This window comes from Rheinheimera sp. 4Y26, from assembly GCF_025245835.1.
GTDB lineage: Bacteria > Pseudomonadota > Gammaproteobacteria > Enterobacterales > Alteromonadaceae > Pararheinheimera.
Genome location: NZ_JAOBWS010000006.1, coordinates 1 through 17,582, shown reverse-complemented (window position 1 = coordinate 17,582; position 17,582 = coordinate 1). Strand labels below are relative to the sequence as shown.

Annotated in this window: 14 protein-coding genes; 6 read left to right on the top strand and 8 right to left on the bottom strand. The window is 50.6% G+C overall.

Translation table 11 applies throughout. From position 1 onward, the window contains the following. Window positions 1-13: 13 nt before the first annotated feature. The 4 genes from N3Z11_RS09195 to N3Z11_RS09180 form a co-directional block, all read right to left on the bottom strand. Window positions 14-1,009: a sulfate ABC transporter substrate-binding protein gene (locus N3Z11_RS09195; RefSeq protein ID WP_260656877.1), complete on the bottom strand. Its 996-nt coding sequence runs from the start codon at window positions 1,007-1,009 to the stop codon at window positions 14-16. A gap of 132 nt (window positions 1,010-1,141) precedes the next feature. Further along, window positions 1,142-2,653 carry a PepSY-associated TM helix domain-containing protein gene (locus N3Z11_RS09190; protein ID WP_260656876.1) on the bottom strand — a complete coding sequence of 504 codons (1,512 nt, stop codon included), beginning with the start codon at window positions 2,651-2,653 and terminating at the stop codon, window positions 1,142-1,144. A gap of 114 nt (window positions 2,654-2,767) precedes the next feature. After that, window positions 2,768-3,037: a hypothetical protein gene (locus N3Z11_RS09185; protein ID WP_260656875.1), complete on the bottom strand. Its 270-nt coding sequence runs from the start codon at window positions 3,035-3,037 to the stop codon at window positions 2,768-2,770. A 39-nt stretch (window positions 3,038-3,076) separates the two neighbouring features. After that, window positions 3,077-4,657, bottom strand: a complete 1,581-nt coding sequence (locus N3Z11_RS09180; protein WP_260656874.1) for an FG-GAP repeat domain-containing protein — start codon at window positions 4,655-4,657, stop codon at window positions 3,077-3,079. 197 nt (window positions 4,658-4,854) lie between these two features. On the opposite strand from N3Z11_RS09180, the gene ylqF reads away from it, so the two are divergent. The 3 genes from ylqF (at window position 4,855) to N3Z11_RS09165 (ending at window position 8,384) form a co-directional block, all read left to right on the top strand. Further along, window positions 4,855-5,790 carry a ribosome biogenesis GTPase YlqF gene (gene ylqF / locus N3Z11_RS09175; protein WP_260656873.1) on the top strand — a complete coding sequence of 312 codons (936 nt, stop codon included), beginning with the start codon at window positions 4,855-4,857 and terminating at the stop codon, window positions 5,788-5,790. 44 nt (window positions 5,791-5,834) lie between these two features. Continuing rightward, window positions 5,835-7,496, top strand: coding sequence for an amidohydrolase (locus N3Z11_RS09170; protein WP_260656872.1), 1,662 nt, complete (start codon window positions 5,835-5,837; stop codon window positions 7,494-7,496). 138 nt (window positions 7,497-7,634) lie between these two features. Further along, window positions 7,635-8,384 carry a TrmH family RNA methyltransferase gene (locus tag N3Z11_RS09165; RefSeq protein WP_260656871.1) on the top strand — a complete coding sequence of 250 codons (750 nt, stop codon included), beginning with the start codon at window positions 7,635-7,637 and terminating at the stop codon, window positions 8,382-8,384. 113 nt (window positions 8,385-8,497) lie between these two features. Here N3Z11_RS09165 and N3Z11_RS09160 read toward each other — a convergent pair whose 3' ends face one another. Beyond that, window positions 8,498-9,982 (bottom strand): OmpA family protein, encoded by a 1,485-nt coding sequence (locus tag N3Z11_RS09160; RefSeq protein WP_260656870.1) that lies wholly within the window; start codon window positions 9,980-9,982, stop codon window positions 8,498-8,500. A 191-nt stretch (window positions 9,983-10,173) separates the two neighbouring features. On the opposite strand from N3Z11_RS09160, the gene cysM reads away from it, so the two are divergent. Both cysM and N3Z11_RS09150 read left to right on the top strand, forming a co-directional pair. Next, a complete protein-coding gene (cysM, locus tag N3Z11_RS09155; protein WP_260656869.1) occupies window positions 10,174-11,100 on the top strand; it encodes a cysteine synthase CysM in 927 nt (308 codons plus the stop codon). A 2-nt stretch (window positions 11,101-11,102) separates the two neighbouring features. Beyond that, on the top strand, window positions 11,103-11,993 hold the full coding sequence (locus tag N3Z11_RS09150; protein WP_260656868.1) for a DMT family transporter: 891 nt from the start codon (window positions 11,103-11,105) through the stop codon (window positions 11,991-11,993). Here the strand turns inward: N3Z11_RS09150 and N3Z11_RS09145 are convergent. Next, window positions 11,990-13,384 carry a lipase family protein gene (locus tag N3Z11_RS09145; protein WP_260656867.1) on the bottom strand — a complete coding sequence of 465 codons (1,395 nt, stop codon included), beginning with the start codon at window positions 13,382-13,384 and terminating at the stop codon, window positions 11,990-11,992. The genes N3Z11_RS09150 and N3Z11_RS09145 overlap by 4 nt on opposite strands. Window positions 13,385-13,727: 343 nt before the next feature. Next, entirely contained in the window at window positions 13,728-15,734 is a 2,007-nt protein-coding gene (locus N3Z11_RS09140) for a PhoX family protein (protein WP_260656866.1), read from the bottom strand. 243 nt (window positions 15,735-15,977) lie between these two features. Here N3Z11_RS09140 and N3Z11_RS09135 point away from each other — a divergent pair, with 243 nt between their 5' ends. Further along, window positions 15,978-16,445, top strand: coding sequence for a GNAT family N-acetyltransferase (locus N3Z11_RS09135; protein ID WP_260656865.1), 468 nt, complete (start codon window positions 15,978-15,980; stop codon window positions 16,443-16,445). A gap of 58 nt (window positions 16,446-16,503) precedes the next feature. Here the strand turns inward: N3Z11_RS09135 and N3Z11_RS09130 are convergent, their stop codons facing one another. Further along, window positions 16,504-17,205, bottom strand: coding sequence for a 2OG-Fe(II) oxygenase (locus N3Z11_RS09130; protein WP_260656864.1), 702 nt, complete (start codon window positions 17,203-17,205; stop codon window positions 16,504-16,506). Window positions 17,206-17,582: the final 377 nt, after the last annotated feature.

The following is a 17,582-nucleotide window of genomic DNA, read 5'->3' as shown; positions in this document are numbered from 1 at the left end:
TTAAAACAGCGCCTTAACGGTAAATGCTGTCAAAAATGCCGCCTTCAGCAAAATGGGTTTGCTGCAGTTTGGCCCAACCGCCCAAATCATCAGCACTGACTAACTTCATTGCCGGAAACTTATTGGCAAATTCAGCGGCAACCTTGCTATCGACCGGCCGGTAATAATGCTGGGCCACAATACGTTGCGCCTGTGGGCTGTATAAATATTCCAGATAAGCCTGCGCTAAAGCTAAATTACCTTTTTTCTCAGCACGCTTGTCTACCACCGCCACTGAAGGCTGAGCCAGCACCGACACTGAAGGCACCACAATTTCTACCTGATCGGCGCCCAGTTCATTCACAGCTAAAAAGGCTTCGTTTTCCCAGGTCAGCAGTACGTCGCCTATGCCACGCTGCACAAAAGTGGTGGTAGAACCGCGCGCGCCCGAATCCAGCACCGGCACATTACGGTAAATTTTGCTGACAAAAGCTTTGGCTTCTTCGTCACTCTGACCCTGATGTTTGGCATAAGCCCAGGCGCCGAGATAATTCCAGCGGGCACCACCCGAGGTTTTTGGATTGGGGGTGATCACATCTAAACCGTCACGGGTTAAATCGTGCCAGTCTTTAATTTGTTTGGGGTTACCTTTACGCACCAAAAACACAATGGTGGAGGTGTAAGGCGCGCTTTGGTGTGGCAGGCGGTTTTTCCAGTCGGCCGGCAATAAACCGGCTACTTTGGCCAGGGGGTCAATATCCACTTCCAGCGCCAGCGTCACCACATCGGCACGCAGGCCATCCAGCACTGAACGGGCCTGACTGCCGGAGCCGCCATGCGACTGCTCAACTTTAACGGTGCCGCCGGTTTTGGCTTGCCAGTAAGCAGCAAAAGCTTTGTTGTAGTCGCGGTACAGTTCGCGGGTGGGGTCGTACGATACATTCAGCAGCGTTTGTTCTTTGGCAACTAACGGCAGTGCTGTACCGAATGCCACCAGCACCAAAGCAACCCACAATGACTTTCTTTTCATCACTTTATCCTGTGCAGCCTGGTTGCCGCGCCAAATTTCAACCTGGATATTCAGACGTCTGAACATCTTCTTATGGGCGCAGACTAAAACAATTCACACAAGATAAAAAGAATCAAAAAGTACTTCTCTATATCAAAAAGAAATATACATCGAGCGACGCTGGCGCTGTCTGAATAAATGCCACACCAGCCACAACAAAAAGCTACCAGCCCAGTAGCCCATAAAGCACTGGCTGAGCGACAAAGCCATACCAGGGATGGGCCAAAACAAACTTTGACCTAGCAATAACAAGCTGGCCAGCACTGTGGCGCCAGGTAAGGCCGGCACCAGCACATTCAGCAATTGTTGCCAGCGGCCCGGTTTAAGCCGGGTAAGCGCAGCTTTGATGCCAAGCCAGATCATCCAGCAACTGGCTACACCAAAACTAAATAACACAAAACGCAGGATCTCACCGGCGTAGAGAGACTGGTGCAGGCCGTACCCAAGCTGACGCAGCTGTGCCAGTGGTCTGGCAGCATTCAGTGTTGTCTCCTGAGCTGAAAAGAGCGTGGCAGACTGCTGCCATTGCCCGTTTGCAGCATGCGCAAATAACAGCGTCTGTGGCTGATTGCCTACTCTGCTGGCAGCGCTGCTGCTCAGTAGCACAGTGCTTTGTGGCCGGCCTGGCGCATTGATACTTATTTTGCCTACAGCACGGCCGTCAAAAGCCAACTCTGCCGCCAGCAACATAGGTGCTAAATCGGGCACAGCACCGGCTTTGGGCTCTGCGTTGGAAATAGCGGCCACTGGAACACTGGGCTGAGCCTGCGGAAATAATTCAGTGTAAAACTGATAGGGGTTTTGTGGGTACAACAGCTGCTGTGGTGCGCTGTTTTCACTGAACATCTGGGTTAACCAGCCGCTGAGTGCAAACAGCAGCGCAAAAGGCAGAGTGAACAAAGCCAGCTGCTGATGCCGTCGCCTTGCTATTAGCTGCTGATGTTTTTGCAGATGCTTTGTCTGCTCTGTTGGCAACAGCTGTTGGCGTGTTGCACAAACAGCTGGCACAGCTTGAAGCGGCCGGAATAAAACGCGCCACTGGCCTTTAAGGCTTAATAAACCACTGATAGTTAACAACAACCACAATAAAGCGGCAAAAGCGACCAGACTGCGGCTGTGCTGACCGGCCAGCTGCAACAAATTAAAATGCAGCTGAAAAAACCAGCCGCCAAGCTGATGCTCAGTCGCGCCAAATCTTAATGGCCTGGGCGCAAGCAAAGACTCGCCTGTGTGCGGATGCAGATATTGTTGCATCAGCATGCCCTGGCGGCTGGCTCTTTGTTTGCTGCCTTGCTGCGCTGATTCTGGCGCAAGCTGCCAATGCAATTTCAGATAGGGCGAGCGCCGCTCTGGCAATTCGATATACCAGTGCTGCGCTGTGGCGGCATTTTGCTGTAAATGACGAAGCGCCAGCGCTGTGCTTTGTGGCGCTGCAGGAAGCTTAGCTGGCAGACTCAAGCCAGCCCTTGTTTGCAGCTGCAGCGTATCAAGCTCAGCACGGTAAAAGCTGACAGAGCCGGCAAAAATAATCAGCCACAATAACAACGCCAGCCCAAGCCCCAGATACAGATGCAGCTGAGCTAACCTTTGCAAAAAACCATTCATCCGGAGAAACCGCCCTGTCTGCGCTCTGTGCACTCTGCACATACGGCGCCATCTGCGCCCCGCTCACAGCCACAGTCGTACAAAGCCTTTAGTTTTATCCGCGAGATCAACAAATTAACGCAACCACCATGGCAAAGTGCATAACAGGCAAATCAGCAGGTACAACACAAAACCGCGCCAGGAACGCGGCCATAACGCCGGTAACAGCAAAAGCAACAACAGCAAAGGGCCGAAAAAACTGGCCGCTATCACAGCTTCGGTCGGCGCCAGCCAAAAGCTAAACAACCAGGCCAGCAGCGCCGACACCGGCGCCAGCAACAGCCCGCCGCAGCCAAGCAACAACAGGCTGCGCAGCAGCATAGAGCGGGACAAAGTGCGAACCACAGAATAAAACCTGGAACTGAACAAAAGCCGCTGTTGCACTTATTGCTGCCATAACAGTTGCAGCTGGTTATTCAGCTCTGGCTGCGTTTCCTGACTGCCATAAGGCAACACCAAATCTTCTTTACCGTCGTTGTTTAAGTCGGCCACCAGCGCTTCCATGCCGCGTTTTGGCATTGGCAGCTGCTGTTTGCTGCTTTTTTCGCTAAAAAACTTGGCGCCCACCGGGCCATAACTGCGCAAAGTATTATCGCCATCACCTACCACCAGCATGCTTTGGCCTTGTGCGGTTTTCAGTACTGTCGCCAGCGGCATATTGACCGAACCGCTGCCAATACTGATTTCAACTGTCACATCCTGCTGATACACAGCTTTGCTGCCAAAGCTGCCATCCGGCTGTTGTTTATAAAACTGCAGCTCAACATTAGCCGTACCGGCTACCAGAGCGCGGATAATAGAACGCACGCCAATTTGCGCCGCCGGGGTGTAAAAATCTAACTTTTTGTCGTTGTCTAAATCCACAAAACGCACATCAAACTGCACACCCGAGGTATTAATTTTATGCTGTGGCCTGGTGGGAAACTGCACGCCCGTTGTGGTTTTTTCACCATAATGCAGCTGATAAGTATAATTTTGCTCCATCACATCGACATAAAACTGCTGCTGCACCACTAAGTCGACCACACCGTCGCCGTTGATATCGGCCAGCCGTTCCAGCCGGGAAATTTTTAAGCCCTGATAACTGCGGCCATCCCCGCCACGCAGTTGTGCCTGATTGTCGGGCGTTAAGCCAAGCCCCAGTTGCTTTTGCTCGGCCCGGGTCACAAAACTGCCGCCAGCTTGCTGATAAAACACCAGCAGGTTGTCGTCTTTGGCAAAGGCAATATCGGTGTAACCGTCCAGGTTCAGATCCGCCAGCAATGGCTTGCGGGCAATATAAGTGGGTTCGTCATCAAAAGCCTGCATCTGACTGTCAACCGGCAAACTAAAATGGCGGAAACTGCCGTCGCTCTGCTGCATCCACAGCTGGTAGGCATTAAAGTCGGGCAATAAAAAATCGCTGAGGCCGTCCTGGTTTAAATCAAAACTAAAATCGAGCAGTTTCAGCCGTTTTGTATCGACCACCCGGTATAACGAGCTGCTGGTAAACAATGAGCGCCATTCCCCTTCCTGCGCTGTGGCATCGCCCTGCTGATGTGGCAATAACGGCGCTTTTTCACTGCCACTCTGTTGTGGCTCTGTTGAATTTAACAACCCGGGGCTTGGGCTGGCCGGTGCCTTTGCGGCGCTCTGATAATGCAATACACCTTCGGTGCTCAGCACCACCAGCTGGCCGCCACTAAAACCAGCCAGATTGGCCTGCTGAAAAAACTGCGCTTTTTGTGGAATGGCCAGCTGACGTGCGCTGTTATTGGTTAAATCCACCGCACTTAACCAGCGATATTCGCTGTTATGGCCTGTCACCAGCAAAGTGGGGTTATTGCTGAGCTTAAGGAGCTGACCATTGGCCGGATGTTCCAGCGGCACTGTGGTTGTGGTAAAAGCAGAGGCCGCCAGCGCCTGACTTGCCACTGACAAGGCGGAACACAACAGCAGAGGATAATGGATAAACTGATATTGCATGACAAACTCCCTGTGAATCGCACCACATGATACGCAGCTTACGCCCTTTCAGAGCGGCTAAAATGTAACAAATTCAATGCCAAAGCTATTAAATTTTTTACATCAGACCAAAGTGGTGACACTTTGCTGAAAAAAGCACGGCCAGCACAGGCCAGACAAGGTAAACTAACGGCATTATTTTTACGGTGAGTGTTGTTATGTCAATTAACTGGTTTCCTGGCCATATGCACAAGGCGCGTAAAGAAATCGCCGAAGTGATGCCGCAGGTTGATGTCATTATTGAAATGCTGGATGCCCGCATTCCGTTTTCCAGCGAAAACCCATTGGTGCCTGAGCTGCGCGGTGACACCCCTTGTATCAAGGTACTGAATAAAGCCGATTTAGCCGACCCTGCTGTGACCAAACTGTGGCAACAGCATTTTGAACAACAGGCCGGTGTAAAAGCTATTCCTATCAGCCAGCAAAACCCGGAACAAATCCGCGCCCTGCTGGATTTATGCACCGAGTTATTGCCGGAGCGCAACTTTGAAGTGCGCGGCGCCCGCGCCATGATTATGGGCATTCCAAACGTCGGTAAATCTACCCTGATCAATACCTTAGCTGGCCGTATTATTGCCAAAACCGGCAACGAAGCTGGCGTGACCAAAGCGCAGCAAAGGATCAAACTGGAAAACGGTGTGATCTTAACCGACACGCCGGGATTTTTATGGCCAAAACTAAGCCCCGCCAGCTGTGGTTACCGCCTGGCGGTGACAGGCGCCATCAAAGACACCGCTTTTGATTACGCCGACATTGCCATGTTTGCCGCCGACTATCTGCTGAAAACCTACCCTGAACAGGTAATGGCGCGTTATCAGCTGAAAGAGCAGCCGGAAAACGATTTAGCCTTGTTAGATGCCATAGGCCAGCGCCGCGGTTGTATGGTCAAAGGTGGTGTGGTGGATTTAACCAAAGCCGGCACTATTCTGATCACCGAATTACGCGCCGGATTATTTGGCCCTGTCACGCTGGAAACACCAGAGATGGTGACACAGGAATTGGCCGATGCTAAGTTAGAGCAAGCCCGCATCGAAAAAGAAAAAGCCGAGCGCGAACAAGAACGTATCAGAAAAGCTAAAAAGAAATACCGCTGAGTCGGCGCACAGAACCCAACTCAGCCCAGCCAATGGAGTGAGTTATGTTGTGGTCCCGTATCCAAAAGGCGATGTTGTGTACTTTAGTGTGCAGCTCGCCTGCCCTCGCCGCCCCTGTCATAGTCGACAATATCAAAGGTTATGGTTTTGATGAAAACCGCCAGCTGGTGGAATTCAGTAGCCTGGCTTTTGACGATGAAAGCGGCAAAGTGCTGGCGCGTGGCAGCAACCTTGCCGCCAGTTACCCCAATGCACAAAAAATTAATGGTCAGGGCAAAACCCTGCTGCCCGGTTTAATTGATGGTCATGGTCATGTGTTGGGGCTTGGCCAGAATTTAAGTCAGGTGGATTTACGCCAGAGCAGCAGTGAAGCTCAGGCCGTGGCACAGGTGGCGGCATTTGCCAAAACTCAGCCACAGGCCCAGTGGATTTTAGGCCGCGGCTGGAATCAGGTGCTGTGGCCAACCCAACAATTTCCCACCACCCAGCTGCTGGATGAAGCGGTGAAAGACAAACCTGTCTGGTTAACCCGGGTCGATGGCCATGCCGGCTGGGCCAATAGCAAAGCTTTGGCATTGGCAGGCATCAGCAAAGACAGCATCGACCCACCGGGTGGCCAGATCCAGCGTGATGCCAATGGCAACCCGACCGGCGTACTGATAGATAACGCCATGTTATTGCTGGAAAAACAAATTCCACAGCAAAACGACGCCGAGCGCGAAGCTGCCCTTAAAGCCGCATTTGATCATTTATTGTCGCTGGGTATTACCAGTGTGCACGACGCCGGCATTGATGCGGCCAACCTTTTGGCTTATCAGAAACTGGCCGGCGAAAAACAGTTGCCACTGCGCATTTATGCCATGTTAAGCGCCACAGATCCAAAGCTGGAAAGCTGGCTCAAAGCAGGGCCAATTGATGATGAACAAGACTATCTCGACGTCAAATCAGTGAAAATTTATGGTGATGGCGCTTTGGGTAGCCGCGGCGCGGCGTTACTGGCTGATTACAGTGATAAAAAAGGCGAAAAAGGCTTGTTATTGACCCAGCCGGATAAACTGACGGCTGTGATGAAACTGACCATAGACGCCGGTTTTCAGGCCAATGTGCACGCCATTGGCGATTACGCCAATCAGCTGGTGCTGGACAGATTTGAGCTCTTGACCAAGCCGGAACAACGTGAAACCCAACGGCACCGCATTGAACATGCGCAAATAGTAGCGCCTAAAGATATTCCACGTTTTGCTGCTTTACAGGTGCTGCCTTCCATGCAGCCGACACACGCCACTTCGGATAAAAATATGGCCGGTGACAGGTTAGGTGTGGCGCGGCTACGTGGTGCTTATGCCTGGCGCAGTTTTGTCGATCAGGGCAGCCGTATTGTCGGCGGCTCCGACTTCCCGGTGGAACTGGCCAATCCGTTCCATGGTTTACATGCAGCTGTGACGCGGCAGGATCAACAAAATCAACCACCGGGCGGCTGGTTACCAGAGCAAAAACTGAATATCACCGAAGCGCTGCGCAGTTTTACCGTGGACGCCGCATATGGTGCTTATCAGGAAAAAGCCATGGGTAGTTTACAGCCTGGCATGTGGGCCGATTTTATTCTGCTCGACCGGGACCCGGTGAAAGGACCGGCCGAGCACATCTGGCAAAGCCAGGTGCAGCAAACTTATGTGGCCGGCAAGTTGTTGTATCAGCGCCCTTAGCATCGGCAGCTGTGGCCGCTGCGGTAGAAATTTGGTTTGGCAGCCACATTTGCCGCTGAATTTGTGCCAGAAGCAGGCTACACTGCACCCATCCGGACGCCCTATGGGCGTCCTTTTATTTTTAGCCCGGACAAGCCGATGATCAGTCAAAAATGGACCAAATTAATTAAATCGCTGCAGCTGAAAAAATTCAGAAAAGCCGAGCAGTTGTTTTTTGTTGAAGGTGAAAAAGCCGTGCTGGAAGTGCTGGCATCGGGCTGGCCGGTAAAAGCGTTATTTGGTACGCCTGATTTTCTGGGTCGTCACCCCGACGCCACCATAGCTGCTGAACTGGCGCATCCCTGCACTGCAGCAGAACTGGAAGCTGTGGGTACCTTCGCCAGCAATAATGCTGCTATTGCCGTAGTGCAACTGCCACAATATGCGCCTTTTACCGAACAACCAGGTGACTGGGTGCTGGTGCTGGATCAAATTAACGACCCTGGCAACCTGGGTACTATTATCCGTGTCGCCGACTGGTATGGTATTGAGCATATTTTATGTTCCACCGACACAGTCGATGCCTTTAACCCTAAAGTGATTGCCAGCGCCAAAGGCTCGTTTTTACGGGTAAAACTACATTATCAGATGCTGGCTGAGACGCTTGCGAAGGTGCAGCAACCGGTATTTGGCGCTTATCTGGGCGGTGAATCGGTGCATCAGCTCAAGCTATCCCAAACCGGCGGTTTTATTGTGCTGGGTAATGAAGCCAACGGCATCAGCCAGGCGCTGGAGCCCCTTATTAGCCGCCGTATTACTATTCCAGCTTTTGGCGATGCCGAGTCGCTGAATGTGGGCATTGCCTGCGCCGTGGTGGTGGATAATTTAAAGCGCTTGTCGGCGCTGTAGAGTGCGTCAGCACCTTACTTCAACTAAGCCGCATTATTGGTTATTTGTACTGAGGATAAAAAGGCCAGCAGCACAATCCTGCTGGCCTTCCTGATTCTGGCGTGGTCGTTATATTACAGCCGCTGTACCAATTCCACCCGGCGGTTTAACTCTTTACCGGCCACACTGGTATTGTTGCTGGCCGGTGCATAAGGCCCAACCCCTTTGGCCTGCAGCCTGTTAGCTGCTATCTGGTGTTGTTGTTGCAGGGCCTGTACAACAGCTGCAGCACGCTGTTCAGATAGTTGCTGATTGGCAGCTGCATCCCCTGTGTCGTCGGTGTGGCCCACCACATAAAGTTTTAAGCTGCTGTTTTGTTGTAATAACAACGCAATTTCTTTGAGTGCTGCGGTAGATGCAGTTTTGATCTCTGCTTTGCCGGTATCAAAATAAACACCATAAATCAGCGCTTTACCTGAAGTGTCTAACTGGCGTTTTAACTCACTGGCATCGGCTTTGACTAAATCTGTTGCCACGGTTTTGCTGGAAAGCACCAATTGTTGCACCCGGACATTGTCGTTATAAGCGCCGATATAAAGCGCAACATAATGATCTTGTCCGCCAGCACTGAGTTTATGCACCAGGTAATAAGGGTTACGGTGAAAGTTATACACATCGTTTTGTAATGACAAGGCATCACCGAGTTTTTCCATTTGTTCATCGCCACCACAATCACCCGGCTGACAAAGGGCTAACTGGCTAAAACCGGCCTTTTTCAGTGCATGCTGATAGTTTTCAAATACTTTTAGTGTTGAAACCTGCTGAATATCATAAGTGTGGCGCTGCAAATCCCCTTGCAGTTCCAGCGCTTGCGCCTGTGGCATAAGTACAGTGAATTTTTCTGTATCAACTTTTTGCGAGTTATCCAGTTTAGCGCCCGGATAACGCGATAACATCGGATGGTCTTTGGCGGCATCTTCAGCGGATACCGACACTGCAGCTTCAGGCTGGCTGGACAACACCGCTGTATTGACCTGAATTAAATCTGTTTTGAGCGTTTTGCCCTGCACTATCACCTGCTGTACCCGGCAATCATCGTTATAAGCGCCGATATACCAGGCTGCATACACCGGGCCATCCGGCAAGTCTTTTTTTGCCAGCAGATAATAGGGCTGACGATAATAGTTATACACATCGTCATTCATCGACAAATGATCCCCCAGCGCCTGACCATGCTCTGGTCCACAAGCCTGGCCTTCACAGCTAAATACCAGGCTAAAACCGGCACTCTGAATCGCTTGCAGGTAATTTTCCGCCAGCTGCAGGCTGGAAACCTGTTCAATTTCATACTCATGGCGGGTCACTTCGCCTGTTGCACTGATTTTGCCAAATTCACCTTTGTCATTGACGGCACTATTGGGCAGCTGAAACTGGCCATAGTCCTGACGCTGATAACGCTCTACGTCAGCCCTGGGATAAGCGCCAAACAGGGGATGGGCCTGTTCATCGGCTGTGGCGCTGGCGGCAACCAGGACGCTGAGCAATAACAAATAACCAGAGGCGCTTTTTGAAAATAAACCGGATTTGAGTCGTGCCGGGAAATGAATAACCATAATCATGCTGGTCCTTTTGCATAAAGGGTTTGAATTGAGCAGCTTAACTTGCACACAAAACGATGAATATAAAATGAACTGAACGGGTAAAGCAAAAGCTGATACATCAGCTGCTGCAACACTTCGCCGGATCCGCGTTGGCCTTGTCCCGGTCTTCCGTTACACTAGCGGCTTTGTCGCTGCAGCCGGAGTGAATGATGTCAACACAGGCCCCAACTGATCTTGCCGCCCAATTTCCTACTATTGCTGATTTTGTAGGCCAGACGCCGCTAGTGCGGCTGCAACGCATGGCCGCTCATACCCAAAGCACTGTGTTGTTAAAACTGGAAGGCAATAACCCGGCAGGTTCGGTCAAAGATAGGCCAGCGCTGAATATGATCACTCAGGCCGAACTGCGTGGAGATATTCAGCCGGGCGACACTATTATTGAAGCCACCAGCGGCAATACCGGCATAGCTCTGGCCATGGCGGCGGCTATTAAAGGGTATCGTATGGTGCTGATTATGCCGGACGCTGCCACCAGCGAACGCAAAGCCTCAATGCAGGCTTATGGTGCAGAGCTGATTCTGGTCAGTAAAAAAGACGGCATGGAAGGCGCCCGCGATTTAGCGCTAAAAATGCAGGCCGAGGGCAAAGGCAAGGTGCTGGATCAGTTTAATAACCCGGACAATCCGGCGGCGCATGTGGCAAGCACCGGCCCTGAGATCTGGCTGCAAAGCCGTGGCCTTGTCAGCCATTTCGTCTCCAGCATGGGCACTACCGGCACCATTATGGGTGTGTCGACTTATTTAAAACAGCAAAACCCCAATATTCAGATCATTGGTTTACAACCGTCCGAAGGCAGTTCTATTCCTGGTATCAGGCGCTGGCCTGAAGCTTATCTGCCTGGTTTTTATCAGAAAAGCAGAGTGGATTTAGTGCTGGATGTGTCAGAAGCCGATGCCGTTGCCACCACCCGGCGTTTAGCGCGGGAAGAAGGTATTTGTGCCGGCGTCAGTTCAGGCGGCGCTGTATTTGCAGCCATCAAAATTGCCGAGCAGCAACCAGGTGCTGTGGTGGTTGCTATTGTCTGTGACCGGGGTGACCGTTATTTATCCTCTGGTTTATTTAATTATCAGGACTGATTTTGCATTACGAATGGATGGCCCTTGGCGCGGCAATTTGCTGGGCGCTTGGCAGTTTAATTTCAGCACCAGCTTCGGCTCATCTCGGCGCTTTTGCTTTTACCCGCTGGCGTATGGCCTGTGCCAGCCTGATGTTGTGGTCTGTGGCTCTTGTCAGTGGCAGCTGGCACAGCTTGCCTGTTGATCAGCTATGGCTGTTGGCGCTGTCCGGTGTTATTGGCATTCTGATTGGCGACACCGCCCTTTTTGCTTCAATGAACCGCTTAGGCCCGCGCCGTGCCGGGGTACTTTTTGCCACTCATGCGTTATTTTCAGCGCTATTGGCCTATTTGTTTTTGGGTGAAAAAATCTGGGGCTGGACGCTGTTGGGCTCAGGTTTGCTGGTCACAGGCGTGATGAGCGCCATTTTATTTGGTAAACGCAGTGCTGAGCAGCACCACTGGGAAAACAGCAGCCATCAGCTCGGCATTGGCATTGGTTTGGGTTTGTTATCGGCCTTGTGTCAGGCGGTTTCTACCTTAATGCTCAAACCTTTGATGGAAACCGATATCGACGCTATTGCCGCTTCAGCGGTGCGGATGACCACGGCGCTGCTTTGTCATTTAGCTTTGTTATGGCTGGGTTTTAAAGTGGCCAGGGTGTATCTGCCACTGAATGGCAAAGTACTGGCGATGGTGGCTTTTAACGCCTTTTTATCGATGGGCGTTGGCATGACGTTAATTTTGCAGGCACTGAAACAAGGTGATGCTGGCATAGTGGCGATGTTGTCGTCGGTGAGCCCTGTGGTGGTATTGCCACTGCTCTGGCTGGTGTACCGGCGTCGCCCTGCGCTGGGTGCCTGGCTGGGCGCCGCTTTAACAGTGGCCGGTACAGTGATGATTTTAAAACATTAATTGTTGATATTGTCAGGCTGTGGCTGCTGCTCTGGCGCTTTGCTGTCTGGTTCTGCTGTATTCTCAGCAACGGTGCTGTTCAGGGTTGTGGCATCCACCGCAGTGTTATCCGCGGCTGCAACATCAGCAGCAACACCATCAGGTTCGGTGTGTGCTGACTGCGGCATCTTGTCGTTTTTATGCTGGGGTTCAGTGTCGGCAGGCGGCTGCTGATGTTCGGGTTCTAAGGGTGTGGCTTGTTGTTCCACATGTTGTTTGGGTAGCTGATTACGATAAAAATCAATCATGCCCATCACTTCCGACAGCGCAAAAGCATGTTGTTCGGTCAGAATGCCATTATGGCCACTGATAATATCGTCCGACACCGCCAACACCCAAACCGCCTGCATATTGGCATCCGGACAGGTTTGTACTGTACGTCTGGCCTGCAATCTGGCACGGATGATCCAGCCTGAATTTGGCAACGTCATCTTACAACCCGGCGTGGCATCATGTTGCTGTAACGCTAACGGAATATTCAATTTTATCGAACAATCGCCGCGCGGGCAGCGGTCAATATCATGGGTAATGGCCCAGGAGTTGCCCATGGCCCTTTCCCCCTCTTTCAGCCAGTTAAAGGCTTCTTTCAGCGCAAAATCACCTTTGGACTGCAACACCACCATAGCGGGTTTTTGCCGGTCGAGACTCAAAAGTTCATCCATAGGCCGGTATTCGCGCGCAGTAACGGCCGGGTTTAATAAAATAAACAGGTTGGGATTGTCTTTGTGCTGCTCTATCGATTGTTTAATTCTGTCTTTGCTGCCGTGCAGCGCTACAGCACCGCCCAGGCTGTGGCCAATAACGGTGTACCTTTGCAGCCGTCCTGCTGCAACTTCTGCATCCAGTTTATCCAGCAATTGGGAAAAACCGGTTTTACCTATGCGCCTGGCCACAGTTTTACGCTGAAAAATAGTGGGGAAATCTAAAGGCTCTACCCAACTGGTGGCATCGTCTGAACCATCCAGCCATAGCGGGTCATATTTATCCCCACGCCAGCCGATATAAAGCGCGACCAGATTACGTTCGGCGTCGCTTTTAGCCATTTGCTGATAAAACTGCTGAAAGGCAATAAAGTTCTCATCATCTGGCGAAGCGCTGTGGTGCCAGCCGTGGATAAAAATAATCAGCTCTGACGGTTTGTCGCCATGGCGTGCTAACCGTGCAGCCAGCCCAGCCCACTGATCAGGGTCGTGTGGCTCACCATGATCATTAAATTCAATCACATGGAAATTTTGCTCAGCAATATCGGCGCCAGGCAAATGATAGGCTTTGTCGGGAATATAGCTAAGCACCACAGAGACCAACACTATGGCAATCAGTACCAGTTTAAATAAAGCGATTTTTTTCAGCATCAGCACACAATACAGCACAAGTTTTTTGCGGTTTAACGCGGGATCACCAGAAGGGAAAAACAACAATAACTCAGATTTCTGGTGGGGAAAGTTGGCGAAATTATACCCGAAACAGCGCCGTTGCGGCCAGACCAGATCCAGCCTTATATTTGTACTTTACACAGAATAAAATCCGGCCAGTTCAGCAAAGATAAAGGCAAAAGCTGGTATGGCAACACAAAAAAGGACTGCCGGGGCAGTCCTTTTCACCAAAACAACATATCAAACGACGTCTTTTAAATAACTGACTTTTAATATCAAAAGCTGCGCTGATCTAAACCAAAGTCAGCAATGCCTGATGCTGTTAAGAGCCAATAACACCACCGTCGTTTTTGGTCACTATCACAGTGGCAGAGCGTGGCCTTTGTGTTTTATCGTCACTTGGCCAGTTACTGGTGAACTGGGTCGGTGTTGACCTGTCACCCGGGTGCTGGATGTTGACAAACATGGTTTTCATATCAGGTGTAAAGCTGATGCCTGTCACTTCACAATCCACAGGCCCCACTAAAAAACGTTTGATTTGTTTGGTTTTAGGGTCGGCCACCAGCATCTGGTTATTGCCATAAGGGCCACTGCTTTGCTGGCTGCCGCTCATATCGGTCTGGATCCACAATAAACCGTTTTTATCAAAAGCCAGGCCGTCCGGGCTGGCCAGGTGGTTATCCGCTGTCAGTTTTACATCACCTGTGGCTGTGCCAACATCACCTGCCAGCAGGAAAATATCCCAGTCAAAACTATTGGCAGCTGCACGTTCGCGCCAGCGGATAATATGGCCTGTGGCATTTTTAGCCCTTGGGTTGGCTTTGTTCACCTGTGAATCAGTGCGGGCCGTGTTGTTGGTTAAGGTGAAATACACTTCGCCTGTTTGCGGATGCACAGCGCCCCACTCCGGTCTGTCCATTTTGGTGGCGCCCACCACGTCAGCAGCTAAACGGGTGTTGATCAGCACATCAGCCTGACTACTAAATTCCACATTGGCGGCCATAGCTTTAGCACGGAAATTTTCCGAGTTGATATCGAGCGCCAGCCATTCACCTGAGCCATCGTCGTTAAAACGCGCCACGTATAAGGTGCCTTCATTCAGCAGATGGCCACCGGCCGTTGCTTTAAAATAAGGCGCCTTGGACACGTATTTATAGATATATTCAAAAGTAGAGTCGTCACCTGAATAAAACACCACCGGCTGACCTTCCACCACAGGCGCAAACACCACTCCTTCGTGACCAAAACGACCTAAAGCGGTGCGTTTTTGTGGCACGCTGTCTGGGTTAAAGGGGTCAATTTCTACTATCCAGCCAAAGGTGTTTGGTTCGTTGCGATAATCGCGGTCGGCATCAGTGGCAATAGTAGAGGCATTAAAACGCTGGTATTGATCGGCGCCAGAGTCAGCGGTTTCCCAATAATAACGGCCATTTTTAGTACCCACTCCATAACGTTTATGTTCACGGGGTTGTGGTGAATCGGTATTCATAAAATAACCGGCCCAGTTTTCTTCAGCCGTTAAATAAGTGCCCCAGGGTGTGTAACCGTTACCACAGTTATTTAAGGTGCCGCGGGTGCGGGTGCCGTCTGTGCTGTATTTGGTGACCATTTTGGCATGACCACGGGCAGGGCCGGCGATATCCATTGGCGTTGCACCTGTGATACGGCGGTTCAGCGGGCTGCCCTGTACCAGTTGGAACTGGCCTGTGGCGTCTTTCTTAATATGGGCCACCGTTACACCATGGGCTGCCACTTCTTTACGCACTTCATCACTTGGTCTGGGTAATCCTGTAGGGCCATTTTGATGCAGCACATTGGCGTCGATATATTCATGGTTAAATACCAACAATCCTTCGTTGCTGTTTTTCCCTTCAGCACGTGCGTCCATTGGGAAAAAATGCATACCATCATGGTGAGCGCCAACCTGTTGCTCCATATCGGCGCCCGTATTGGTACCGTCCACCCGGTATGCCGGATAGCTACCGGTTAAAGGTGTGCCCATCGGCAAAAACGGCCGTGCGCTGTAACCATCCGGTACCACCACTGTATCTAATCGACTGGTGGTTATAGCTTTAAAATTTAAAAAAGTTTGCACTGGCTCCGGCAATACCGCAGCAGGCAATGGCACTGGTGCCTGCGTAGTGCTGCTGTTACAACCCAATAAACTGCCGCCAAAGACTGTGGCAACAGCCGTACCTATAGTGCCTTTTAAAAAATTACGGCGCTGCAGGTTCGCAGCCAGCACTTCGGAAAATTCTGGGTTGGCAGAAAAGTTGGTTTGCGGGTCAATACCGCTGTTATCAATTTCAAATGGACGCAGATCAGACATAACAACTCCGGGCGGTTTGTGATTATTTTTTCTGCCAGCATTAGAGCTGCTACAGATGGCAGCACAGTGACAAAACAGCGACAAAATAGTGACAACAAAGCAGCAAATCCGGACTGTTGGCACAGTTAACCAGGGCCGGTGACCAGGTTAACTAGAATAGACTCGACTATGGTCAGGCTAGGTTTCGGGCCGGCAGCTCTGGTATAGTGCAGCCAAAAGCAATCAGCACAGGATGATCACCTTATGATGGAATGGGACATTGTCCGATTTGAACAATTAGACACTTACACCCTGTATGCCATGTTGCAATTAAGAGTGGATGTGTTTGTGGTAGAGCAAAACTGCCCTTACCCGGAGCTGGATGACAAAGATTTACACCCACAAACCCGGCATATTCTGCTGAAAAAAGCCGGCAAGATTCTGGCTTATGCCAGGGTACTGGCACCAGATGTCAGCTTTGCAGGTAGTCCTGGTATTGGCCGGGTTTGCGTGGCCCAAACTGCCCGTCGCCTGGGCTTAGGTGAAATGTTGGTACAAAAAGCCATAGCCACTGCCAAAGAAGGCTGGCCTGGTCTGGATATTCATATTTCTGCCCAGTGTTACCTGCAGCGCTTTTACGAAAGTCTGGGTTTTGTCGCGGCCAGTGAAGCTTATCTGGAAGATGATATTCCACATTTAAAAATGATTCTGGCTGTCACACAACAGGTCTGAATTTATAACCTAATCAAAAGCATACAGGCTGCAACATAAGGCAGCCTGTTTCTTTTATTTAAGCTGGCTGGCCATAAAGCTGCTCAGCACGATTTAATAAAATCCAGCTGGTCAGAATATATTTATCATTGGATTTGGGCACACAACCTCTGTGGGTGTGGGTGAAATAAGCCGGCGCTATCACCATACGACCTGCTTTAGGACGGATGGCTTTATTCTGATAATAAAACTCTGTTTCCCCCCCTTCAACCACGTCATTCAGATAAAACATAAATAACAAAGTGCGGTGCAGTGGTTCATTTAATGGTGCCTGTGGAAATACTTCGCAGTGCCAATAATTGTAATTTCCAATGCCAGCCTGATATTTTTGCGCCTGAATAGGACCCAGCCGGTATAACACTTTCATAAAGTCTTCGGCTTTATCAGCACCAATTTCTGCATAGTTCTCATGGGTTAAGGCCACAGGCTCACCGGTTTTCGGATGTTGCACTGTCAGGGCTACCGGCGCTATTAACGCAAAATGATATTTCTTAAAATATTCAGCTGCATATTGGGTGGTGACTGCAATAACCTGTTGTAATAAATCACGGTATTGCGCATGGTCGTTTAAATACAAATCTGTACTGATTTTTTTTTCTCTGTCCACCCCACCGCCGGTACGACCCGGCACCAGAAAAGGGCTTTGATCAAAAGCTTTGATCAGCTCAGCACAAAGCTGCGGACTCAATGCATCTTCATAAATTTCAATAAAGTCAGACATTTGAACTACCTATTATCGGTATTATTTGCTGTGCCGTTCTGGCCAGAAATGGTGCTTTACAATAAAACAATCGGGGGATGCTTTGAAGGTTTTTGTTAGCAATAGGCAAATTTTTTGCTGATAGCGGGATGGAATTGGGAGCCTTGATGCCCTTCGCTGAGCTCAGGCCCGTTCAGCCGGAGGGCAGTCAATTGGTGACGGTATCAGGGAGCCTTGATATCCCTCGCAGAGCTCGGGATTGCTCCGCTGGCGAAACGCAAAACTGTTTGCGTTTCGAAACCCCAGCGTCACTGTACTACCTCGCATGGGTATGCCAAGTTCGACCAATATTCCGCCAGAATGCCATAAAGCACTAAATCCGCAGGAGCGGATTTGGA